Annotated in this window: 18 protein-coding genes; 13 read left to right on the forward strand and 5 right to left on the reverse strand. The window is 43.2% G+C overall.

Annotation, left to right across the window (positions count from 1 at the left end; all coding sequences use genetic code 11):
• Nucleotide 1: 1 nt before the first annotated feature.
• The 3 genes from WMO31_RS06665 to WMO31_RS06675 are packed head-to-tail and all read left to right on the forward strand — an operon-like array spanning nucleotide 2 to nucleotide 1,855.
• Complete coding sequence (locus WMO31_RS06665) at nucleotides 2-331, forward strand: hypothetical protein (protein WP_337612039.1); 330 nt, start codon at nucleotides 2-4, stop codon at nucleotides 329-331.
• The gene (locus tag WMO31_RS06670) at nucleotides 318-1,376 is read left to right on the forward strand and encodes a baseplate J/gp47 family protein (protein WP_367999422.1); all 1,059 of its coding nucleotides are present in this window, start codon (nucleotides 318-320) and stop codon (nucleotides 1,374-1,376) included. Before WMO31_RS06665 ends, WMO31_RS06670 begins: the two co-directional genes overlap by 14 nt.
• Nucleotides 1,376-1,855: a hypothetical protein gene (locus WMO31_RS06675; protein WP_117519348.1), complete on the forward strand. Its 480-nt coding sequence runs from the start codon at nucleotides 1,376-1,378 to the stop codon at nucleotides 1,853-1,855. Before WMO31_RS06670 ends, WMO31_RS06675 begins: the two co-directional genes overlap by 1 nt.
• 246 nt (nucleotides 1,856-2,101) lie before the next feature.
• On the opposite strand, the gene WMO31_RS06680 is transcribed toward WMO31_RS06675, so the two are convergent.
• Together WMO31_RS06680 and ppdK are read right to left on the reverse strand one after the other, a co-directional pair.
• On the reverse strand, nucleotides 2,102-3,553 hold the full coding sequence (locus WMO31_RS06680; RefSeq protein ID WP_367999423.1) for an ATP-binding protein: 1,452 nt from the start codon (nucleotides 3,551-3,553) through the stop codon (nucleotides 2,102-2,104).
• Nucleotides 3,554-3,809: 256 nt separating this feature from the next.
• Nucleotides 3,810-6,437 carry a pyruvate, phosphate dikinase gene (ppdK, locus tag WMO31_RS06685; RefSeq protein WP_293641799.1) on the reverse strand — a complete coding sequence of 876 codons (2,628 nt, stop codon included), beginning with the start codon at nucleotides 6,435-6,437 and terminating at the stop codon, nucleotides 3,810-3,812.
• 332 nt (nucleotides 6,438-6,769) lie between these two features.
• Here ppdK and WMO31_RS06690 point away from each other — a divergent pair, with 332 nt between their 5' ends.
• The 7 genes from WMO31_RS06690 (at nucleotide 6,770) to WMO31_RS06720 (ending at nucleotide 16,381) form a co-directional block, all read left to right on the forward strand.
• Nucleotides 6,770-7,519: a sugar phosphate nucleotidyltransferase gene (locus WMO31_RS06690; protein ID WP_015522854.1), complete on the forward strand. Its 750-nt coding sequence runs from the start codon at nucleotides 6,770-6,772 to the stop codon at nucleotides 7,517-7,519.
• 62 nt (nucleotides 7,520-7,581) lie between these two features.
• Nucleotides 7,582-8,541, forward strand: a complete 960-nt coding sequence (locus WMO31_RS06695) for a ribose-phosphate diphosphokinase (RefSeq protein ID WP_367999424.1) — start codon at nucleotides 7,582-7,584, stop codon at nucleotides 8,539-8,541.
• Nucleotides 8,542-8,659: 118 nt separating this feature from the next.
• Entirely contained in the window at nucleotides 8,660-9,940 is a 1,281-nt protein-coding gene (locus WMO31_RS06700; RefSeq protein ID WP_367999425.1) for a hypothetical protein, read from the forward strand.
• A gap of 45 nt (nucleotides 9,941-9,985) precedes the next feature.
• Nucleotides 9,986-10,579, forward strand: coding sequence for an aminoacyl-tRNA hydrolase (gene pth, locus WMO31_RS06705; RefSeq protein WP_046433105.1), 594 nt, complete (start codon nucleotides 9,986-9,988; stop codon nucleotides 10,577-10,579).
• Between the two features lie 14 nt (nucleotides 10,580-10,593).
• Complete coding sequence (mfd, locus tag WMO31_RS06710) at nucleotides 10,594-14,052, forward strand: transcription-repair coupling factor (protein ID WP_367999426.1); 3,459 nt, start codon at nucleotides 10,594-10,596, stop codon at nucleotides 14,050-14,052.
• A gap of 205 nt (nucleotides 14,053-14,257) precedes the next feature.
• Nucleotides 14,258-15,454: a hypothetical protein gene (locus WMO31_RS06715; protein ID WP_117847158.1), complete on the forward strand. Its 1,197-nt coding sequence runs from the start codon at nucleotides 14,258-14,260 to the stop codon at nucleotides 15,452-15,454.
• 57 nt (nucleotides 15,455-15,511) lie between these two features.
• Nucleotides 15,512-16,381 (forward strand): hypothetical protein, encoded by an 870-nt coding sequence (locus WMO31_RS06720; protein WP_367999427.1) that lies wholly within the window; start codon nucleotides 15,512-15,514, stop codon nucleotides 16,379-16,381.
• 101 nt (nucleotides 16,382-16,482) lie between these two features.
• Here WMO31_RS06720 and WMO31_RS06725 read toward each other — a convergent pair whose 3' ends face one another.
• Nucleotides 16,483-16,707 (reverse strand): DUF896 domain-containing protein, encoded by a 225-nt coding sequence (locus WMO31_RS06725; RefSeq protein WP_015522848.1) that lies wholly within the window; start codon nucleotides 16,705-16,707, stop codon nucleotides 16,483-16,485.
• 171 nt (nucleotides 16,708-16,878) lie between these two features.
• Between WMO31_RS06725 and WMO31_RS06730 the strand changes: the two genes are divergently transcribed.
• Entirely contained in the window at nucleotides 16,879-18,600 is a 1,722-nt protein-coding gene (locus tag WMO31_RS06730; protein ID WP_367999428.1) for a MutS-related protein, read from the forward strand.
• Nucleotides 18,601-19,197: 597 nt separating this feature from the next.
• Here the strand turns inward: WMO31_RS06730 and WMO31_RS06735 are convergent.
• Nucleotides 19,198-20,136 carry an AEC family transporter gene (locus WMO31_RS06735; RefSeq protein WP_367999429.1) on the reverse strand — a complete coding sequence of 313 codons (939 nt, stop codon included), beginning with the start codon at nucleotides 20,134-20,136 and terminating at the stop codon, nucleotides 19,198-19,200.
• A 149-nt stretch (nucleotides 20,137-20,285) separates the two neighbouring features.
• Here WMO31_RS06735 and WMO31_RS06740 point away from each other — a divergent pair, with 149 nt between their 5' ends.
• Together WMO31_RS06740 and WMO31_RS06745 are read left to right on the forward strand one after the other, a co-directional pair.
• The gene (locus WMO31_RS06740; protein WP_046433085.1) at nucleotides 20,286-20,666 is read left to right on the forward strand and encodes a hypothetical protein; all 381 of its coding nucleotides are present in this window, start codon (nucleotides 20,286-20,288) and stop codon (nucleotides 20,664-20,666) included.
• 66 nt (nucleotides 20,667-20,732) lie between these two features.
• Nucleotides 20,733-20,957 (forward strand): DUF378 domain-containing protein, encoded by a 225-nt coding sequence (locus tag WMO31_RS06745; protein WP_021882621.1) that lies wholly within the window; start codon nucleotides 20,733-20,735, stop codon nucleotides 20,955-20,957.
• 320 nt (nucleotides 20,958-21,277) lie between these two features.
• On the opposite strand, the gene WMO31_RS06750 is transcribed toward WMO31_RS06745, so the two are convergent.
• On the reverse strand, nucleotides 21,278-22,486 hold the full coding sequence (locus WMO31_RS06750) for an acetate/propionate family kinase (protein ID WP_304016702.1): 1,209 nt from the start codon (nucleotides 22,484-22,486) through the stop codon (nucleotides 21,278-21,280).
• Between the last annotated feature and the right edge of the window lie 101 nt (nucleotides 22,487-22,587).

A 22,587-nucleotide genomic window follows, 5' to 3' on the forward strand; every position in this document is an offset into this window, starting at 1 on the left:
TATGAGGGATACGATGATTAAAAACGGTGATATCGTTATCGGCTCTTCGGGCAATACGGTATTGCTTGAGGGGACTGACGCAAAATTCCAACAGGCTGTGCTTTGCATTTCGGCAAAACTCGGCGGATTTGTCTATGACAGAAATTTAGGTTCAAAGGTGCTTTTGCAGGACAAAACACTCTCGGCAAAGCAGACTGAACTGCTTGCCAATGAATCGCTTGCAAAAATGAAAAATACCTATGCAAGCGTTAAGTCGGTTGGCAAAACGATTACGATTGACCTTACGGTTGACGATATTACAAGGGAGGTGCAGATAAATGGAAACCTATGATGAAATTTACGGCAGAATGAAGAATGCCTATGAGCGGGAAACGGGCGACAGCTTTAACGAGGTGAGCGACATTGCAATCAGGCTCAAGGTGCTTGCCGGCGAGATTTTTAAGCTGCAGACGAATCTTGAATGGTGGAAAAGACAGATGTTTGCAGTGAGCGCAAGCGGTGAATGCCTTGATAAACTCGCATCGCAGAGAGGTATTGAACGCAAAAAGGCGATGAAGTCAACGGGCGAAATTACCTTCAATATTTCTCAGCCGTGCAGTCACGATATTGTAATTCCAAAGGGGTGTGTTGTGGCTACTGCCGACCTTGTGCCGATACGATTTGTTACGACCGAGGATGAAGAAATCAGTGCCGGCAACACGCTTGTGAGTGTTTATGCCGAGGCTGAACAGGCGGGAAGTAACGGTAATATCGGGCTTGGTTGTGCGGTTGTTCCCGTGAGTGTGCCGACAGAGATTGAAACGGTTACAAACCGTGAGAAATTTACGGGCGGTTGCGATGCCGAAACGGACGATGAACTTCGCAAACGCATAAGAGATACATATATAAACACCTCCAACGGCACGAATGCGGCATATTACGAACAGCTTGCACTCACGGTTGACGGTGTTGCAAAGGCGAGTGCCATCGGCAAAGCGAGGGGCGTAGGTACGGTTAATGTCTATGTTACGGGTGCGGATGCATCATTGGGTACGAATGTTGTTGCAAGGGTTCAGTCGCTTTTGGAAAAGCAGAGAGAGCTTAATGTTGATGTTATTGTGTCGAATGCCCAGCGTACCGCCTGCAATATGAGCGTTGTTGCCTATGCGGAGGACGGATATTCTTCAGGTGAAGTCAAGGAGTTGCTCAAAAATGCCTTTGCGGAATATGTGAATTCAATCCCTATCGGCGGAACATTCAGATTGTCGGAACTCGGCGCAAGACTGATTGACACGGGTTGTATAACCAACTACAACTGGAACACGGATATGCAGGATGTGACGGTGGCAAAGTCGCAATGTTTTACTGTCGGTACAGTTACGATTGGGGTGAAGTGATGAACAGCTTTGATTCGATGAAAACCAAATTAGAAAGTACGGGGCTTTACAAAGTTACGGCAAAATCAAATATCAGAGCGGAACTTTTGGCATATGCAGAGGGTTTGAACACGGAATTTGATATGCTTGAAACTATGGAACGGGAGTTGTTTATTGACACAGCGGAAAACTGCGGAATTACCGAAAGGGAAAGATTTGTCGGTAAAATCAATGCCGATTATCCGCTTGAAAAACGAAGGGAAATGCTTAAAATATCTGAGCAGAAGGTCGGCGGAAAATGCACTCCCGACGATTTCAAAAGAATTGTCAGAGGTTACGGTGTGGAAAATTTTACAATTGCTGAAGCTCCCACAAGAAACCGTGTGGACATTAAAATTTCGGATACAAAAACAGACGCAGAGAAGAAGCTCATAGAAAAGCGTGTGAAAGCAGATTTTCCGTTACATCTTAATGTGATAATTTCTTATGTAAATGCATAAAATCCTGATTAAAATTTTAATCAAGCTATGTTAATAAATTTTGCAGCTTTGCAAAACCATTCAAATAATTAAATAACCATGACCAAAAATAAAAATGACAAGTTGAAAAATCTCAGCTTGTCATTTTTTGTGTGTGAATATAAATTCTTATAAAAAGCACTCTGCAAACGCTTAGGCTTAATTATATTTTTGCTATTATTATACCTCATATTCGAGAGCGGTTTTTAGGTTAATTCAAAATATATGTCAACTGTAATTGACAATTTGTTCAAGGGAAAAGAGAAGTGTGCCACTTGATTTTGTATCGGCTGTTATTTTTTTATCAAAACCGTTTTCAGAGAACAATGCATAATAAAACTGTGCCTTTTCCTTCAATGGTGTTAATTTTGCAAGTGTGTTCAGATATTCTGCATAGGTAAATGCTTCTTTTTTGAATTTGCATTCCCCAACTAAATAATTTTCTGCTTTTTGGTCGATACATAAAATATCTATTTCTGTTTCTCCGATTCTAAGTCCGTTTGCTGTGTTTTTATCCCTTATTGTTGTCTTTCCTGTCCACCGTCCCATTTTGGAATATCGGAACGGCAGTTCGTTATTTTTCTGCATTTTCCGAACAAACTCACGGCAAACATCTTCAAATGCGACTGATGCAAATTCATGGAGTTCGGGCTTTACAATATATTCGTAAACGCCGTCAACATCGCCGTCCTCAAGCTGTGAAAAATTTGCAAAACCGAATGCATACCAGAATCGGAAGAAGTTATCTGTTAATTTATATGTTCCTCTGTTACCGTTTGCCTGTTCTTTTATCTTTGCATCAACAGAAAATTCTCGTTCCACAATGCCGAGTTCAATCAGATTTTTTAAATAAACGCTTGTTTTGGAAGTATCCTCAATGAGTGACTTTTGACTGATATTGTTTAAAGTTGTATTTCCAAGTGCTACCGCTTCAATGATAGAGTTATATACAGGCGTTTCCCGAAGTTCCTGATGAAGAAGAAAATCAACCTCGCTGTATAGAACACAACCTTTGGTCAAAATGTTTTGTTTAATATTTTCTTCAATAGTTAGTTTCGGATTCCATTGCCTTAAATAGTGGGGAATACCGCCAAGAACAGAATAAGCAATAACTTTGTCCCGTTCGGAATATGCGGTAAAGAATTTAGCTGCATCGTAAAATCCCATTTCTTTCATTTTGTAAATTCCGGTAGCACGACCGTAGAGCGGATTTTTTTCGGCAAGAATTTCCTTTTCAATAAAACTCATTGCACTGCCGCACAAAACAATCATAACATTTGAATCCCGAAGTTGTGTATCCCACAAATTTTGCAGAATAGAAGGAATGCTCTTGTTCCCTTTGCACATATACGGGAATTCATCTATGATAAAGAGTTTCTTTTTATCCCCATACGGCAAATCGAGAACAGCGCCGAAAGCTTTTTCCCAATCGGCAAATTCGGTAATGTAGTTTTTTGCGGGAATGTTTTCTTTTAATATTTGTTTTGAAAATTTTTGAAGTTGCACCCTGTCGGTTGTCTGAGTACAGGAAAAGAATACATGTGGTTTTTCTTTGCAAAATTCTCTTAAGGTTTCCGTTTTGCCGACACGCCGTCTGCCATACAAAACTACAAGCTGTCCGCCATCTGAATTGTATTTATCGTTCAGAAATTTTAGCTCGGTTTCTCTGCCTATAAACATAAAAACACCTCTTGTACTATCTAATCTTGATTTACTAAATCGTGATTTGGTATTATTATACCCAAGAACAAATATAAAATCAATAGATTTTGCAAAAACAATAAAAATTTTCAAAATACGCCGTTATATAAATTGTGGGAAACCTTTAAAGATTTTTATAAGACATAAAAAGACCTTGCAGAGTAAAATCTGCAAGGTCAAATTTATATCAGGAATAAACTTGTATTAAGTTACCTGTCAATACATCCTGTGTGGATTACTTGTTTGCGATAGCAGCCTGAGCAGCAGCAAGACGAGCAATCGGAACACGGAACGGTGAACATGATACATAGTCAAGACCGATCTTGTGGCAGAACTCAACAGAAGAAGGATCGCCGCCGTGCTCACCGCAGATACCAACATGGAGCTTGTTGTTTACAGGCTTACCGAGTTTGATAGCTGTTTCCATGAGCTTGCCAACGCCTGTCTGGTCAAGCTTAGCGAACGGATCGTTCTCGAAGATCTTAGCATCATAGTAAGCGTTGAGGAACTTACCTGCGTCATCTCTTGAGAAGCCGTATGTCATCTGTGTAAGGTCGTTAGTACCGAAGCAGAAGAAGTCAGCTTCCGTAGCAATCTCATCAGCTGTAAGAGCAGCTCTTGGGATTTCGATCATTGTACCAACTTCGTACTTGAGGTCGATGCCTGCAGCAGCGATTTCAGCGTCAGCTGTTTCAACAACAACCTTCTTAACGAACTTGAGTTCCTTAACATCGCATACGAGCGGAATCATGATTTCAGGCTCAACTGTCCAGTCTGCGTGTGCCTTCTGAACATTGATAGCAGCACGGATAACTGCCTTTGTCTGCATCTTTGCAATTTCAGGATATGTTACTGCAAGACGGCAACCACGGTGACCCATCATTGGGTTGAACTCGTGGAGTGAAGCGATGATTGTCTTAATGTCTTCAACGCTCTTACCCTGAGCAGCTGCGAGCTTCTCGATGTCAGCTTCCTCTGTAGGAACGAACTCGTGAAGCGGCGGATCAAGGAATCTGATTGTTACAGGATTGCCTTCGAGTGCCTCATAAAGAGCCTCAAAGTCGCCCTGCTGATAAGGAAGAATCTTGTCAAGAGCAGCTTCTCTTTCTTCAACTGTATCTGAGCAGATCATCTCTCTGAATGCAGCGATTCTGTCCTCTTCAAAGAACATATGCTCTGTACGGCAAAGACCGATACCTTCAGCACCGAGCTCACGAGCCTTCTTAGCGTCAGCAGGTGTATCAGCGTTTGTTCTAACCTTAAGAGTTCTGTACTTGTCAGCCCAAGCCATGATTCTGCCGAACTCACCTGCGATTGTAGCGTCAACTGTTGGGATAACGCCGTCGTAGATGTTACCTGTAGAACCGTCGATTGAAATGTAGTCACCCTCGTGGAATTCCTTGCCTGCGAGTGTGAACTTCTTGTTAGCCTCGTCCATTGCGATGTCGCCGCAACCTGATACACAGCATGTACCCATACCACGAGCAACAACGGCAGCGTGTGATGTCATACCGCCACGAACTGTGAGGATACCCTGTGAAGCCTTCATACCTGTGATGTCCTCAGGTGAAGTTTCAAGACGAACGAGAACAACCTTTTCGCCCTTAGCGTTCCAGTTTTCAGCATCTTCGGCTGTGAATACGATCTTACCGCAAGCAGCACCAGGAGAAGCGCCGAGACCCTTACCGATTGGTGTAGCAGCCTTAAGAGCAGCAGCATCGAACTGTGGGTGAAGAAGTGTGTCAAGGTTACGAGGATCGATCATTGCAACAGCTTCTTCTTCTGTTCTCATGCCCTCGTCAACGAGGTCACAAGCAATTTTAAGAGCAGCCTGAGCTGTTCTCTTACCGTTTCTTGTCTGGAGCATATAGAGCTTCTTGTTTTCAACAGTGAACTCCATGTCCTGCATATCTCTGTAGTGGTTTTCAAGTGTCTGACAAACATTCTGGAACTGCTCGAAAGCTTCCGGGAACTCTTCAGCCATCTTAGCGATTGGCATAGGAGTACGAACACCTGCAACTACGTCTTCGCCCTGTGCGTTGATGAGGAACTCACCCATGAGCTTCTTCTCACCTGTAGCAGGATCTCTTGTAAATGCAACACCTGTACCGCAATCGTCGCCCATGTTACCGAATGCCATTGACTGTACGTTAACGGCAGTACCCCATGAATAAGGGATATCGTTGTCACGACGGTAAACGTTTGCACGAGGGTTGTCCCATGAACGGAATACAGCCTTAACTGCGCCCATGAGCTGTTCCTTAGGATCGTCAGGGAAGTCCTGACCGATTTTCTCTTTGTATTCAGCCTTAAACTGGCCTGCAAGCTCCTTAAGATCGTCAGCTGTAAGCTCTACGTCATAAGTAACGCCTCTCTCAGCCTTCATCTTGTCGATGAGCTCTTCAAAATATTTCTTACCTACTTCCATAACTACATCGGAATACATCTGAATGAATCTTCTGTAGCAGTCCCAAGCCCAACGAGGGTTGTTTGACTTCTTAGCGATAACTTCAACAACATCTTCGTTAAGACCGAGGTTAAGGATTGTATCCATCATACCCGGCATTGAAGCACGAGCACCTGAACGAACTGAAACGAGGAGGGGGTTCTCCTTGTCGCCAAACTTCTTGCCTGTGATCTCTTCCATCTTCTCGATGTACTCGTTGATCTGAGCCTGAATTTCAGCGTTGATTTCTCTGCCGTCCTCATAATACTGAGTACAAGCTTCTGTTGTAATTGTGAAGCCCTGTGGTACAGGAAGTCCAAGACCTGTCATTTCTGCAAGGTTGGCACCCTTACCGCCGAGGAGCTCACGCATGTTAGCATTACCTTCTGTAAAAAGGTAAACCCATTTGTTTGCCATAACTGGTAATCCTCCTAAAAAAATAAATTAAGATATACGGCTGTGGCAGACTTACCCCTTGGTAAAACCTGCCTGCTTGTATAAGCCTATCGAATATTATAACAAACTTTGGTCAAAATAGCTATATTTTTTTCAAACTTTTTTCTTATAAAAAACGAGTTTTATTTTCGACAATATTGTATAAATCGTTTAAAATGCCTTTTTTTGCCCGATTTTTGTAATTTTCTCTTGAATTTTGTGATTTTTGTGAGATAATATTATGGTATGAACGAGTGCCTTGTGACAGGACTGTCTGCATCTTTGTTGTTTTGTCACAGATAAAAGGAGAAAAAATGAAGAATTGTGCCGTTATCCTCGCAGGCGGCGAGGGCAAAAGAATGAAATCCGACAAACCGAAAACATTGTCGGAGGTGCTCGGCAGACCGATGCTTTGCTGGGTTATGTCAGCTTTAAGGAAAGCCGGTATTGACGACATCTGTGTTGTCAAGGGCTTTAAAAAAGAGTGTGTCGAAGAGTATCTTTCAACCCTCGATTTTTCCGTTGAAAGCGTGTTTCAGGCTGAAAGACTCGGAACAGGTCACGCTGTGATGATGGCAAAGGATTTCCTTAAAAAGCACAGCGGCAATGTTGTTATTCTCAACGGCGACGCTCCGTTTATGGACAGCAAGACTATTGAGGATTCCCTGAAGGCTCATATTGAGAACGGTTGTGCCGCAACGGTTATTTCCGCAAAGGTTGACGATCCGACAGGTTACGGCAGAATTGTCCGTGACGAAAACGGAAATCTGCGTGCAATTGTTGAGCAGAAAGACGCCGATGAGGAAACTCTCAAAATAAATGAGGTAAACTCGGGCGGTTTCTGGTTTGATTGTCAGCTTCTTCTTTCGGTTCTCGACAGAATCAAGTCGGATAACAGCGCAAAGGAATATTATCTTCCCGACGCAATCAAGCTTTTGCTTGAGGACGGAAGAAAGGTCGGAGCATTCACGGCTCAGTGCAGTGATACGGTTCTGGGTGCAAATGATCCGGCTCAGCTTGAACAGCTTAACGAAATTGCAAGAGCAAAGGGTTACAGCTGTTAATTGCTCGGTTAATCATTGGTAAACATATACTACACACATTAAAATTCAAAGGAGTTATTGCAATGAATTTTCACGGTAAGGACATTAAAATTTTCACCGGCAGTTCAAATGTTGATGTAGCTCAGGGAATTGCAGGCTGTCTTGGTCTGCCGCTTGGTAAGAGTGACTGTACACAGTTCTCAGACGGCGAAATCTCTGTTTCTCTTCACGAATCTGTTCGTGGCAGCGACTGCTTTATTGTTCAGTCAACCTGTGCTCCCGTCAACGACAATCTTATGGAAATGCTCATAATGATTGATGCCATGAAGCGTGCATCCGCTGCAAGAATCACTGTTGTTATGCCATACTTCGGCTATGCAAGACAGGACAGAAAAGCTAAGGCAAGAGATCCGATCTCGGCTAAGCTTTGTGCAGACATCATCACCTGTGCAGGTGCTGACCGTGTGCTTACAATGGATCTTCACGCAAATCAGATTCAGGGCTTCTTCAACATTCCTGTTGACCACCTTCAGGGCGCATCACTTCTCGCAAACCATATGAGAGAGAAAATCGGCGGCAAAAATGATGATTATATCGTTGTATCTCCCGACCTCGGTTCTGTAACTCGTTCAAGAAACTTCGCTTCAAAAATCGGCACAGGTCTTGCTATTATCGACAAGAGAAGACCAAAGGCTAATGTTTGTGAGGTTATGAACATCATCGGTGACGCTAAGGGTAAGAAGGTTATCCTTGTTGACGATATGATTGACACAGCAGGTACTCTCTGCAACGCTGCCAACGCTATCGTTGAAAAGGGCGGTGCAACAGAGGTTTACGCTTGCGCTACTCATGCAGTTCTTTCCGGTCCTGCAATCGAGAGAATCCAGAACAGCGCAATCAAAGAAGTTGTTCTTCTTGACACAATTCCTGTTCCGAAGGAAAAGATGATTGACAAGTTCACAATTCTTCCTGTTGCTCCTACATTTGCAGAGACTATCGCAAGAATCTACAACGACAAGCCGTTCACAGCCGCTTTCGGTTGATAGGCGAACAATTTAATTATGTAATTAAACAGGCGGGTTTTAACTAACCCGCCATTTCGCTGTTTTACTGCAAATTTTTCAGGAATAAAACGGTACAATATGTGAGGGTGATTTAATTTTGTTTGGTATAGTTTACGGCTCCGATTCAGATAACAAAATAATGAACCGCTTTGTCGATGAGTACGAATTGTGGTGCAATGAGGGCAAAAATCCGGATATTGCGTCAATCGACCTCGACTTTGCGCTTGACCTACAGAAGAAAAGACTTGACGAAAAGGGTGTAAAGATTCAGACCGCTTTTACCGATAAGGAAACGGTGAAGAATGAAGTCCCCATAAATGCTTGTACTGCCTACGATATGGGCGAATGTAAGAGTAACATTGCGTCAAAGACATATGAGGTTACGGAGAAATACTTTAAAGACGGAAAGAAAAAGAAAAAAATCAAGGACAGATTTTTCTTTTACACAATGATTACAAGGCTTGAAAACCAAAATTCCGAGGTTGCGTGTTCGTGTCCGAACTGCGGTGCGGTAAGCAGTGTAAGAGAGCTTCTCAACGGTTGTAAAAACTGCAAAACTCGCTTTATTATGGACGATTTGTTCCCGAAGGTTACAAACTTCTACTTTGTAAAAACCTATTCGCTTGCGAACAAGTCAACGAAAAAGGTGCTTGCACCGTACCTTCTCGGCGGAATTGCCGCCGTTGCGGCATTTACGGTATGGGTGGTTGTAAAGGACGGAACTTTTGATCCCGCAACCGCAAATATGGTCTATGAAATCGGCATAAGAGCAATCCCCGTACTGCTCGGCGGACTTTTGGCGGGGTACCTTGCATGGGCATTAAAAACGCTTTTCGGACTTTTTGTCGGTGCGGCAAAGAGCATTCCTATGATAGGTCCGCACTTCAATTGTCAGAAAAGACTTCCGTGGCTTATGAAAGAGGTTAATCCCAACTTCTCATATGAATACTTTATCGGCAAGGTGCTTGCTTTGCTCAAGATTATGATTTTCAGCGATGATTACACAAACCTCGCAGTCTATGAGGGCAATCCGATGAAAAATCCTTTCGGAGATATTGTTGACATCAAGTACAGAGGAGTGTCAAAGCTTAATTCATTCAATGTCACAAACGGATGTTGCTATGTTGATATGACCGTTTACGCAACGACCGTGAAAAACAAAAATTCTTCATTTAGGGTTAAAAACGAAAAGTTCAGACTTACCGTTTGCAGAAGTGTGAACGCCATGGATGACGGAGTTTTCACAATGAAAAAAGTAACCTGTAAAAGCTGCGGCGCAAGCTTTGACGCAACAAGAGAACGCAACTGCCCGTATTGCGGAAATGCTTATCATCTCGGCAACGATGACTGGGTTGTTGTAAGCTTCGGAAAAGGTTAATTTAAATTTCAGAATACATATAATATAAATAAGAGGAAAACGGATATGTTCGGAAAAAACAAATCAACGGGTTCAATCGAGTACATTGTAGTGGGACTCGGCAACCCCGACAGAAAATACGAAAACACTCGTCACAACGCAGGCTGGCTTGCAATTGACCGCATTGCCGACAAGCTCGGTTGTGATGTGAACAAAATAAAATACAAAAGCTTTATCGGCACTTGCACTGTAAACGGCGCAAAAGTTATGCTGATGAAACCCACAACATATATGAACAACAGCGGTCAGGCAGTTGTTGAGGCGATGAACTTCTACAAAATCCCACCCGAAAATGTCATTGTAATTTTTGATGACATTTCGCTTGATGTCGGAAAAATGCGTATCCGTTCAAAGGGCAGTGACGGCGGTCAAAGGGGAATGCGCAGTATCATCTATCTCAGCGGAAGCGATAAATTCCCCCGCATCAAGGTTGGCATAGGCGCAAAGCCAAATCCCGACTGGGACCTTGCCGACTGGGTGCTTTCAAAGTTCACTCCCGATGAAATGAAAAAGCTTGATGAAATTTTTGACAATGCCGAAAAAGCAATCGAGCTGATTATTGACGGCAAAACCGACCGTGCTATGAATTTGTTCAACTGAAAAGGGACAAAGAAATGAATAATCTCAACTTTCTTGTTGATGTCCTCAAAGAGTCACCCGTTTTCAAAACGCTTGAAAAGAATGTCAAGCCGGGCAGAGCGGTCTGTGCTTCGGGACTTTCAACAATTAACAAATCAAATATCATCTATGCGCTGTGCCGCCTCAAGGGCGTCACGGCATTTTGTCTTGCGTCCGATGAAAAAGAGGCGCAAACTTTGTGCAACGACCTTTCGTGCATGGGACTTCGCGCCTATGTTTATCCAGTGCGTGACTTCAACTTTCTTGACTTTCAGAGCCGTTCGCACGAGTACGAGCACGCAAGACTTAAAGTTTTGCTCAAGCTTATCAACCACGAATGTGATGTTGCAATTGCGTGTGTTGATGCGGCGGCACAGCTTACCGTTCCGAGAAATGTGCTTGAACAGTCGGTTATTGAATTTGAAGAGGGCAGGGAGCTCTCGCTTGAAAAGGCGACAAAGGCACTTACTCTGCTCGGCTACGAACGCTTTGATGCGGTAGAGGGCAGCGGTCAGTTTTCTCTGAGAGGTGGTATTCTCGACTTCTTTATGCCCGACAGCGACTATCCCGTGAGATGTGAATTTTGGGGCGATGAAATTACCGACCTCAGCTATTTTGACATTGAAACACAGAGAAGATTTAAAAAGGCTGACAAAATTACGCTTTCGCCCTCAACCGAAATCGTAATTGAGGACAGAGCCGCCCTTGCAGATAAAATTGAACACAAGGCAAAGCTCCTCCGTTCCAAGAACAGCGCCAAAGCCAAGGAAAAACTTTTTTCAGAGGCACAGCTTATCCGCAGCGGTGCAATGATTGCCAATGCGGACAAATTTATCAATCAGATTTACGATAAACCCGAGTCGCTTTTTGATTATCTCGACAGAAACACCCTCGTTTTTGCATCTGAATTTACTGCAATTCAGGAACGGGGAAAATCAATGGACTTTATCAGCAATGAAACCCTTATGCAAGGCTTTGAGGACGGAACTCTTTGCAGAGGTTTTGACCGCTTTGCGCTCACATTCAACGAATGTACCGAGTTTTTGCAAAGTCACGGAACAATCGTGCTTGAAAACTTTGTTCACGGAAGTATGCCTATCAAGCTGTCGGAAATCATCAGCTTTTCAACAAAACAGCTCTCGGCATGGGGCGGTTCGTATAAACAGCTAAAAGAAGATGTTGACGGACTTTTTACCCCCGAAAGCAAGGGCGTTATATTTGCAGGAACAGAAAGAGCCGCCAAAAATCTTTGTGACACCTTTAACGCAGACGGCATAAACGCTGTTTACAGCGAGGGTGCGGATAAGATTTCAAAGGGCGAACTGCTTGTTATGCAGGGTGCATTGAGTGCGGGCTTTGAGTATCCGTCACAAAAGTTTTTTGCAATAACCTACAGTCAGGTTTCGTACCGTCCCGAAAAGTCCAAAAAGAAGAAGAAAAAGACGGGACAGGAAATTTACAGCCTTTCAGAGCTTGCCCCCGGTGATTATGTTGTACACAATGTTCACGGTATCGGTGTGTTCGGCGGTATAAGAAAAATTGATACTCACGGAGTTATAAAGGACTATATCAAGATTGACTACGCAAAGGGCGATGTGCTTTATGTGCCTGTCACACAGCTTGATATGGTTGCAAAATATATAGGACCGAAAGAGGATTCAAGGGTTAAGCTTAACCGACTCGGTTCGGGCGACTGGCAAAAGGCAAAGGCAAGGGTTAAAACCTCTGTCAAGGACATTGCCAAGGAGCTTATTGAGCTTTACTCACAGCGTATGAAAGCCAAGGGCTATGCCTTTTCGGCTGATAACGAGTGGCAGAGAGATTTTGAACTCAGCTTTGAATATGACGAAACTCCCGACCAGTTGCGTTGTTGTGAGGAAATCAAGCATGACATGATGCGTTCGTCGCCGATGGACAGACTTCTCTGCGGTGATGTCGGATTCGGCAAAACAGAGGTTGCACTCCGTGCCGCTTTTAAGTGTATTGCAGATTCAAAGCAATGCGCATTGCTCTGCCCCACAACAATTCTCGCATGGCAGCATTATCAGACGGTAATCAAGCGTTTTGAGGGCTATCCCGTTCGTGTGGAACTGCTTTCAAGATTCCGTACAGCAAAACAGCAGAAAGAAATTCTCCAAAAGCTAAAGCGAGGAGAAATTGATATGATTGTCGGAACTCACAGACTGGTGCAGAAGGATGTTGAATTCCGTGACCTCGGACTTGCAATCATAGATGAGGAACAGCGTTTCGGTGTTGCTCAAAAGGAGAGATTCAAGGAATTGTGCAAAAATGTCGATGTTCTTACGCTTTCGGCTACTCCTATTCCGAGAACCCTCAATATGGCGATGAGCGGTCTGCGTGATATGAGCGTTATCGAAGAAGCACCGACAAACCGTCAGCCTGTTCAGACCTATGTGCTTGAACACGATGATGCGGTTATCAACGAGGCAATCCGCCGTGAGCTCCGCCGTGGCGGTCAGGTGTTCTATCTTCACAACAATGTTGAAACAATTTCTTCATGTGCCGCAAAAATTCAGGAGGCTGTTCCCGAGGCAAAAATCGCAATCGGTCACGGCAAAATGAAAGAGGGCGAACTCAGCGAAGTTTGGCGACAGATGCTTGAACAGGAGATTGATGTGCTTGTCTGCACGACAATTATCGAAACGGGTGTCGATTTGCCGAATGCCAACACCCTTATTATAGAAAATGCCGACTGTATGGGACTTTCGCAGTTGCATCAGCTCAGAGGCCGTGTGGGCAGAAGTTCACGAAGGGCATATGCCTACTTTACCTTCAGACGGAACAAGGTTCTCACGGAGATTCAGCAGAAAAGGCTTGCCGCAATCAGGGAATTTACAGAATTCGGCAGCGGCTTCCGCATTGCAATGCGTGACCTTGAACTGCGAGGTGCGGGCAATATTATGGGCGCACAACAGCACGGGCATATGGAATCGGTCGGTTACGATATGTACCTCAAGCTTCTTGATGAGGCAGTAAGCGAGGAAAAGGGCGAGCAGAATGTCACAAAAGACCTCGACTGTCTTATTGATATTTCGGTTGACGCTCATATTCCCGAAAGCTATGTTGAAAGTCTTACACTTCGTCTTGATGTTTACCGCAGAATTGCCGATATCCGCAGTAACGAGGACGCAGACGATGTTATTGACGAGCTGCAGGACAGATTCGGCAAGATTCCGAACTCGGTTCTCGGACTTATCGACATTGCCCTTGTGCGTAACAAGGCTTACTCAATGGGCATTTACGAAATCAGACAGAACGGCACAACACTCATGCTCTTTGTAAACGAACTCAAATCCCCTCAGGTTGCCGACTTGCTCATTGCTTTGGGCGGAAAGGCAAAGCTTGTTGCCGGAGCAAAACCGTGCGTTGCGGTTGAGTGCAAAAACAGTTCCGCTCCGCTTGAAATCCTCACCAAAATTTTCGGTGTGCAGTAATTTTACGGCATGAAACCGTAATTTGTTAAGAAAAAATCCCCCGAAAGTACAAAAACGCTGTTTTTCGGTGGAAATTCTCAACAAAATTTTATAAAAATGTAGACAATGACGATTTTTTTGTGTATAATCGTAAGGTACATTATCCTGTGAAAGTGTGTTTGCAGGACACTTTGCATTTAATTTTTCAGAAGGACGGTAAAAAACTATGAAGCCTAATATCAAGGTTGGTTCATTTTTACTTGCAATTGTTATGATGTTCTCAGTTTTTGCAATTGCAGGTTGTACACCCACAACTCTTAACAAAGAATGGTCGTATAAGACAAGCGATAACGAGCTTGCCATCGGCGTTTATATCTACTCACTCAATGCAGCTTACAGTCAGGCTGAGTCATTTGCTAAAAAGCTTGACGATTATGATTCGACATCTGACAAGTGGCTTGATGAAAAAATCAAGGACGATGACGGCAACGAGCAGGTTGCAAGAGAGTGGATTAAAGATCAGGCTAAGAAAATGTGCCTCAGCTACCTCGTAGTTGACGAACAGCTTAAAAAGGAAAATGTAAACATCGGTCAGGCAACTCTTGACTCCGCAACAAGTCAGGCTGAAACATACTGGAATGTCGGCCCGTATGCGTCACAGGGTTATGTAATGCCGATGAAGAAGCAGTATGAAAAGTACGGCGTTTCACTCGACAGCTTTGCATACTGCACAACTCTCTACAACACAAAGTATGAGGCTCTTTTCAAAGCAGTTTACGGCAAGGGCGGTTCAAAGGAAGTTTCCGACGCCGACCTTACAAAGTATTTCAAGGAAAACTATACGGACTACTCATATCTTCCCGTGAACCTTTATACATCAACAAAAGATGAGGCAGGTTCATCAAAGAATGTTGCAATGAGCGACAAGGAAATCAAGAAGGTTGAGGATCAGCTTAACGGCTACAAGAATGACCTTAACAAGGGCGGTTCTTTTGATGATGTTATTGCATCATACAAGAAGTCAAGCGGTTCGGGAACAGATTCTTCTGTTTCAAATGTAGAAGTTCTCGACAAGAGCTCAATCGGTGACGAGCTTAAAAAGGCTATCGGCAAGCTTGAAACAGGCAAGGCTGAAACTCTCAAGGTTGGCAGCGGCGACAGCGCAATCTACTATCTCGTTTATAAGAAAGACGTCAACAAGGATGTTGACAGCTATATCGGCAACGAATCAAACAGAGCCGGTGTACTTGCGTCAATGAAGTCAGACGAATTTTCAAAGTACATTGACAGTCTTGCAGAGAAACTCAAGTATGAAGAAAACACTTCGGTTATTGACAAGTATAAGCCCGAACTCTTCTTCGTTGCGGTTGAGCCTACAACATCGGCGTCAACAACATCGGCATCCGATAAAAGCTCAAAATAATTGATATCGGACATACAACAGACGCATTTTCAGATTATTCTGAAGAAAGGGGCTTTTATGAAAAAACATTCAAAGCTTTGCGCAATTTTTCTGACGGCACTTTTGAGCATTTCTGCTGTGAGCTTTTCCGTATCGGCAGTCGGTGAGGAGGTTGATCCCGGCGGAGATTCAAGCGTTATTGTTGATCCCGTAGAGCCGGAGCCTGAGCCCGAACCGGAACCGGAACCATCACCGGAGCCGGAGCCGCAGCCGCAGCCCGATCCTGTGTATCCGGACTCGTCGGACAGTTCATCATATGTAGATCCCGGCTATTCGTCAAGTGATTCGTCATATGACAACAGCTATAACTATGACAGTAGCTATGACTACAACAATAACAGTTATGACAATAATTACAGCAGCAGTCAGACTTACTACTACTCTGAGCCGTCATATGTAGGCGGCGGTCAGTCCTATGTTGCTCCGTCAAATACTGCTCCGTCAGCGTCGCTCATCAAGTCTGACGATAACATTGACGAAAAAACTCTTTCAAGCAACGACTGGTCGGATATCGCAAAAAATCTTAAAAATACCGACACATCGGGTTCTGACGGTGATGACTTTAACTTCATCAAGAACAATAACAGCAAGGGTGACAACGGTCATTGGATGTTCTATGTTTCACTCGTTTTACTCTCACTCGGTGTTGCAGGCATTGCGTACTTTGTAATTTCAACTGTTCTCAACAGAAAGAAGAGAGTCACAGTCGGCGGCAGAAGTAACGCTCCAAAGAGCAAATCTGCACAGCCACAGCGTTACAGCAGTAACGATGATTATGCCGATGATTACTCATCTTCAGGCAGAAAGTCCGAAAGACGCAGTAAGTACGATACTGCCGAAATTCAGCTTCCAACGAACAACCAAAAGGGCGGAAGAAGATACAAGTAATTAAATAACTTTATAAAACAAAAGCAGTTCCAAAATCGGAACTGCTTTTTTGTTTGACTGTGTAATTAAATTTTCGCATGACTTCTGTCTGAATGACAAAATCAGTTTTTGTCATACGGCTTTTTGTATGCCTCTTTGAACGGTTTTACAGTGCCGTCCTTTTCTTCAACGCTTACATTGTCAAGTGTTGCGTTGAACTGTGTGCGGATTTCGCCGAGATAAATTTTGTACAGCTCTTTCTGTTCTTTTTGCTCAGCCTCGGTAAGTCCCTGTTCCTTTTTCTTTTTTGCAAGCTCGTTAATTCTGTCAAGCATCTTTTTATCCATAAGTCAATCCTCCCGACCGTTATTTTGTTTTTGAGAGCAATCTGCTCCACAGCTATGATATCACACAATCAGCCAAAGTGCAAATTTTCGATTTCTCGGTTGAAAACAAAAATTTTTTGTGCTATCATTCAATTAAAGCCGTTATACGGCAAATTTTTTCGGCGGTGAATTATGGAAAATTTCAGCTTATTGCACCCGACAAATTCAAATGCATCCTACAGAACTCTCAACAAAGAGGCGCTGAATGATTTGTCGGTTGATTATATATGTGACGCTCTCACAAAAGAGCAGTATGAACGCAACAGCATAAAGCAGCTGCTGATAAATATTACGGATGACGAGGAAGTTATAAAATATCGTTGCGATGTTTTTGAGGATTTTCTTCGTTTTCCAAAACTTCGTGATGATCTATCCGCACTTCTTGTAAAGCTGAACGATTTGCGTGAAATTGAGCGCTTTCAAAAGGATACCGAGGCATCTTCCTTGTGGCAGCTTGTAAACCGACTTCGTGAAATGGACGGCTATGTCGATTGCATTACAAGAATAAAAAACACGCTTGAAACAATTGAAGTAAAGTCGCAGGGACTGCTTGAACTCAAGAAAAGTGTTCAAGCAATTTACAATGACAGCGGTTTTCCCGAACTAAAAAAGGATATAATAGATACGCTTGCAAAGGCTCAAAAGCTCAAGAGCATTACACTCGGTGTGAATCTTGACGATTTGCTCCGCCCAAAGAGTGTGGGTGTAATCTCACTCAATGACAAGGAATTTACCGACAGCGGTATTCTCAAAAGATTTATGAAGTTTACAAACCGTGACAGCGAACTGCACCACGGCAACGATGTTTCGGGATTTTTAAGCTTTCATCCGTCCAATCCGTCAACCTCGCAGTTCGGGCTGGGACAATTCGTTGTTGGTGCTCAGCAGGATGTAAACCACACTATGAACAGCTCGCTGACCGGCGCAGATCCTATGTCTGACGCACTCAAAAATGTTGTGACCGATATCCTTCGCAGAACCGTAAATGACATAAAATCAATGCTCAACAGATATGTCAATGTCAACGGCTACTCGTTCGTTTCGCTTATGCCCGAAATCATTTTCTATATTCGTTTTGCAGAGCTTTGTGATAAGATGAAAAAGAAAAATCTTCCGCTGTGCAAGGCAGAAGTTTTGCCGAAAGAGGACAGAAACTGCTGCCTTAGAGATGTTTACAACCTCAAACTCGGCATAAAATCTGCAAACGGTGAGAATTTGGATATTGTCACAAACGATATTGATTTTAACGATGACAGGCGAATTTACATTCTGACAGGTCCGAACCGTGGCGGTAAAACCACGATTACTCAGGCGGTCGGACTTGCGTTTCTGCTTGCTCAGAACGGAATATATGTTCCTGCAACGCAGATGAAATTCAGCCCATGCGACAGCATTTTTACGCATTTTCCTGCCGATGAAAACGATACCGTTGACCTAGGCAGACTCGGTGAAGAAAGCAAAAGACTTGCCGAAATTTTCTCCTCGGCAAGCCGTTACAGCCTGCTTTTGCTCAACGAAAGCCTTGCAACAACCAATGTTGCCGAGGGCTTGTACATTGCCCGTGATGTTGTAAAATCAATGCGATATCTCGGCACAAGGGCGATTTTTAATACCCATATGCACGATTTGGCTCGCAATCTTGACGAGGTGAACACAACCGTAAAGGGCGACAGCAAGATTGAAAGTCTGGTAACAGGTGTCGAAAACGGACAGCGTTCGTTCAAGGTTTTCATCGCTCCGCCTCAAGGTGTAAGCTATGCCAAAGACATTGCCGAAAAATACGGTGTAACCTTTGACAAAATCAAAAAACAGATTGATCGGCAGCGTGTCGCTGCACCCGGTTCGGGAAGATAGTATGTAATAATAAAAACATATTATGCCCGAGCGTAGTATTGTAATTGTTAGCACAATTCTGTAGGGGCGTTCATTGGACGCCCGCACGGCGAGCCGCCGTTCCCAATTCGTGCAGATAGTTTGTAAATATCAAAAAACATATTATGCCCGAGCGGAAGTTTTAATTAAATGTAAAATTGAAAATGGAAAATTGAAAATTTCGGTCGGGCAGACAGTTTGCAAAATGCAAATCATTGTCGCCCGACTGCTTTTGTATATATAGAAGTTGCGTTTAAATGTATGGGCGGATGCTACGGTGTTGCAATTATTTTGTTATATTTAGAAAATTCGTATAAAAGAAAACGGAGTGCATTACGCACTCCGTTTTCTTACGCCCACAAAATAATAAAAAAAGAAGGAAATAGCTGTTTAATAAAATAACAGTTTAACCTTGCAGGATTTCAAGTCATTTCCTGTAAACCGTTACCCTATGCGAATATTTTAACACTAACAGTAATAAAAGTCAAGACTGTTATACTATTTTTTGTTATTGATAGTAATAATATCGTTTAACTTTACACATTGAATAAATCATGTGTCTGAAATTTATGCAGATTATCAAAAGAAACCTGCCTGTCTGAAGAAGAAAATCCACAAAAACATCGTGAAACACGCTAAAACCGAAGTGAACACAACCGCCGCACCTGCAAGTTTGAAGTCGCTGTCCATTTGCTGAGCCATTGTGAATGACGAAACCGCACACGGCGATGCAAAAAGTCCGATAAGCGACACAAAGTCAACACCTCTGATTCCTATAAGCGCCGCCGTACCCAGACAAAGTGCCGGCACAACAACAAGTCTTGCAATTATGCAGATTATGAGGTTGCGTGAACAGCCTTTTATGCTGTCAAATGTGACAGACGCACCGAGTACAATCAGCGCAAGCGGAGTTGCAACCGCCGCAATATCCGAAACCGTTTTGTCAATTGTTTCCGGAAGGCTTATATTGAACGCAACAGACAAAAGTCCGAGTGCAGAGCCGATAATCAGCGGATTTTTGGCAATGCCTTTTAAAATTTTCAGCACATTTATCTTTTGCCCTCTGAAAATTTCAAGCGTGATGACGGCAAGCATATTGTAAATCGGAACAACAACAGCAACAAGCACGGCTGTCATGCCAAGCTTATCCTTGCCGAAAATATTCGCCGCAATCGGAAGTCCCATAAGGACAAAATTACTGCGGTAAATCGCCTGAATCATCGCACCACGGCTGTAATTTGACTTTTCAACAAGGAGTGTAAACCCGATTGACAAAAAGTAAATCGTGAATACGCCAATAACCGCAAAGGCAAGCAGCTTTGGGCTGAAAACGCTTGAAAAATCTGAACCGTAGATGTTATGGAACATCAGAAACGGAAAAAATACATTGAAAACAATTTTGTTAAGCTGAGGCAGAAAGCTGTCCTGCAAAATTTTTAATTTTCTCACAAGAAAACCGATGAAAAGCATTATGAACATCGGCAGAACCGCATTAAGCGCAACGAAAAAGCTCTCCATAAAATCACCTCTTTTCAGCATACCACATTGCAAAAATTTTTTCAACAAAGCATATACCCGAAGATGTACATTTATTCAAGTTGAAATATGTCGATTTGTGTGTTAAAATATTTTGTGAACGATTTAAAATGAAACAACGAGGTGTGTCCATGAAAAAATGTGAATTCTGCGGAAAACAGATATCGTATTTTGACCAGTATTGTGATGATGAGTGTCATATTAAAGCAAATAAATTTTACGAAAAGGGCGAGCGTTTCGGCAAGCTGTTTGCGGTAATCAATATGATTTGTGTGTTCGGAATTCCAATCGGACTTTTTATGCTCTCGTTTGCAAGAGAGGTCGGTCTTACCGTCGCACTTGCAAGCTGTGTAATTCTCGGAATTATGCTCATTATTCTTCCGTTTCCCACTGAAAATATGATTTCAAAATTCAAAATTCAGAAAGCCGTAAAAATCACAAGAATGATCGGCGGTGCGGTAATTTTCCTCGGAGTGCTGATTTTGCTCCTTGCATTGTTAATTAAATTCTGATTTAAATTGAATAAAACGAAAAATTGCGTCAATACTATTTTCAGCAAATACAAAGGAGGACTTTGAATGCTCGATAAAATAGCATTGACGCTTCTTATTATCGGCGGACTCAACTGGGGAAGTGTCGGCATTTTTCAGTTTGATCTTGTTGCGTGGATTTGCGGCGGACAGACAGGAATCATAAGCCGTATTGTTTATATCCTTGTCGGACTTTCCGCAATCTGGTGCATTACACTTTTATTCAGGGATACAAGCGACACCGTGACGGACGGAACAGTTGCGGATTCGTAGTTTTTGCAGTAGTGGTAGCCTTGCGGGCGGATGATATCCGCCCATACATTTAAACGCAACTTCTATATATACAAAAACAGTCGGGCAACAATGATTTGCATTTTGCAAACTGTCTGCCCGACCGCAATTTTCAATTTTCCATTTTCAACTTTCAATTTCAAAAAACTTTCGCTCGGGCATAATATGTTTTTTACATTGCAAACTGTCTACACGAAAGGGGAACGGCGGCTCGCCGTAAAATAACCATAAACAAAAAACAGGCTGTCATATGACAACCTGTTTTCTTATGTAATATTTACTGCGTAGCAGATTTATTTCAATTAAAGTGCCTCAACAATGGCTCTTGTATCTCTTGCAATAACCATTTCTTCGTCGGTTGCAATGAGTTCAACTCTGATTGCAGAATCAGGAGTTGAGAGTGTGCCTGTAACACCGCATGTAGCCTGCTTGTTGAATTCCTTATCCAACTTAACGCCAAGGCATTCAAGATAGTCGCAAACCTTTTCACGGAGCATAGGCTGGTTTTCACCGATACCTGCCGTGAATACGATGCCGTCACAACCGCCGAGCGCTACATAATAACTGCCGATGTACTTTGCAATCTGGTAGTAAAGCATTTCGTGGGCAAGGTGAGCTCTCATATTGCCGTCTGCCTCGGCTGCACAAACATCACGGTCGTCAGACGAAACGCCCGAAATGCCCAAAAGACCCGATTCCTTGTTGAGAATCTTTGACATTTCCTCGGGAGTGAGATGCTCTTTTTCAGCGATAAATGTGATAACAGACGGATCAAGTGAACCTGAACGGGTACCCATCATAAAACCGCCGAGAGGAGTAAGTCCCATTGTAGTGTCGATAACCTTACCGCCCTTTACGGCTGTGATTGAAGAACCGTTGCCGATGTGACAGGTAATAAGCTTGAGCTCTTCCTTTTTTCTGCCCATAAGTTCAGCCATTTTTTCGGAAACATAACGGTGAGATGTGCCGTGAAAGCCGTACTTTCTTACACCGAACTTTTCATAATATTTGTAAGGTACTGCATACATAAATGCTTTTTCGGGCATTGTCTGGTGAAAAGCAGTATCAAAAACCGCAACCTGCGGAACTTTCGGACCGAAAACTCTTGTGCAGGCCTCAATGCCCTGAAGGTGTGCAGGGTTGTGAAGAGGTGCAAGAGGAGCAAGCTCTCTGATTTTGTTGATTACCGAGTTATTTACAAGCACCGACTTGTCAAAGTACGCACCGCCCTGCACAACTCTGTGACCTACGGCGGAAACCTCGGACAAATCGCTGATTGCACCGTATTCGGGATCTATGAGTGCATTTTTAACAGCCTCAAAAGCCTGAGTGTGATTAAGCATCTGTGTTTTGCGGTTGATTTTTTTGCCGTCGGGTGTTTTAAAACCAATGAAAGCACCGTTCTGACCGATTCTTTCACAGTTACCCTTTGCGAGAACTGCCTCGTTGTCAGTATCAATAAGCTGGTACTTGAGCGAGGAACTGCCTGCGTTGATTACGAGAATTTTCATTACAATCGTCCCCTTTGGTAGTTGTTTTCAGTTTAAAATATAAGAAATATATTTGCCTGTCGTCATATTTTATACTATAATGTAAATCAGAAAAAGACTTT

The sequence above is a fragment of the Ruminococcoides intestinale genome (genome assembly GCF_040095935.1).
Classification (GTDB): Bacteria; Bacillota; Clostridia; order Oscillospirales; family Acutalibacteraceae; genus Ruminococcoides; species Ruminococcoides intestinale.

Excerpts from the sequence above, each read along its gene's own strand:
- WMO31_RS06665 (WP_337612039.1), top strand. The coding sequence starts at position 2 with ATGAGGGATACGATGATTAAAAACGGTGATATCGTTATCGGCTCTTCG.
- WMO31_RS06670 (WP_367999422.1), top strand. The coding sequence starts at position 318 with ATGGAAACCTATGATGAAATTTACGGCAGAATGAAGAATGCCTATGAG.
- WMO31_RS06675 (WP_117519348.1), top strand. The coding sequence starts at position 1,376 with ATGAACAGCTTTGATTCGATGAAAACCAAATTAGAAAGTACGGGGCTT.
- WMO31_RS06680 (WP_367999423.1), bottom strand. The coding sequence starts at position 3,553 with ATGTTTATAGGCAGAGAAACCGAGCTAAAATTTCTGAACGATAAATAC.
- ppdK (WP_293641799.1), bottom strand. The coding sequence starts at position 6,437 with ATGGCAAACAAATGGGTTTACCTTTTTACAGAAGGTAATGCTAACATG.
- WMO31_RS06690 (WP_015522854.1), top strand. The coding sequence starts at position 6,770 with ATGAAGAATTGTGCCGTTATCCTCGCAGGCGGCGAGGGCAAAAGAATG.
- WMO31_RS06695 (WP_367999424.1), top strand. The coding sequence starts at position 7,582 with ATGAATTTTCACGGTAAGGACATTAAAATTTTCACCGGCAGTTCAAAT.
- pth (WP_046433105.1), top strand. The coding sequence starts at position 9,986 with ATGTTCGGAAAAAACAAATCAACGGGTTCAATCGAGTACATTGTAGTG.
- mfd (WP_367999426.1), top strand. The coding sequence starts at position 10,594 with ATGAATAATCTCAACTTTCTTGTTGATGTCCTCAAAGAGTCACCCGTT.
- WMO31_RS06715 (WP_117847158.1), top strand. The coding sequence starts at position 14,258 with ATGAAGCCTAATATCAAGGTTGGTTCATTTTTACTTGCAATTGTTATG.
- WMO31_RS06720 (WP_367999427.1), top strand. The coding sequence starts at position 15,512 with ATGAAAAAACATTCAAAGCTTTGCGCAATTTTTCTGACGGCACTTTTG.
- WMO31_RS06725 (WP_015522848.1), bottom strand. The coding sequence starts at position 16,707 with ATGGATAAAAAGATGCTTGACAGAATTAACGAGCTTGCAAAAAAGAAA.
- WMO31_RS06730 (WP_367999428.1), top strand. The coding sequence starts at position 16,879 with ATGGAAAATTTCAGCTTATTGCACCCGACAAATTCAAATGCATCCTAC.
- WMO31_RS06735 (WP_367999429.1), bottom strand. The coding sequence starts at position 20,136 with ATGGAGAGCTTTTTCGTTGCGCTTAATGCGGTTCTGCCGATGTTCATA.
- WMO31_RS06740 (WP_046433085.1), top strand. The coding sequence starts at position 20,286 with ATGAAAAAATGTGAATTCTGCGGAAAACAGATATCGTATTTTGACCAG.
- WMO31_RS06745 (WP_021882621.1), top strand. The coding sequence starts at position 20,733 with ATGCTCGATAAAATAGCATTGACGCTTCTTATTATCGGCGGACTCAAC.
- WMO31_RS06750 (WP_304016702.1), bottom strand. The coding sequence starts at position 22,486 with ATGAAAATTCTCGTAATCAACGCAGGCAGTTCCTCGCTCAAGTACCAG.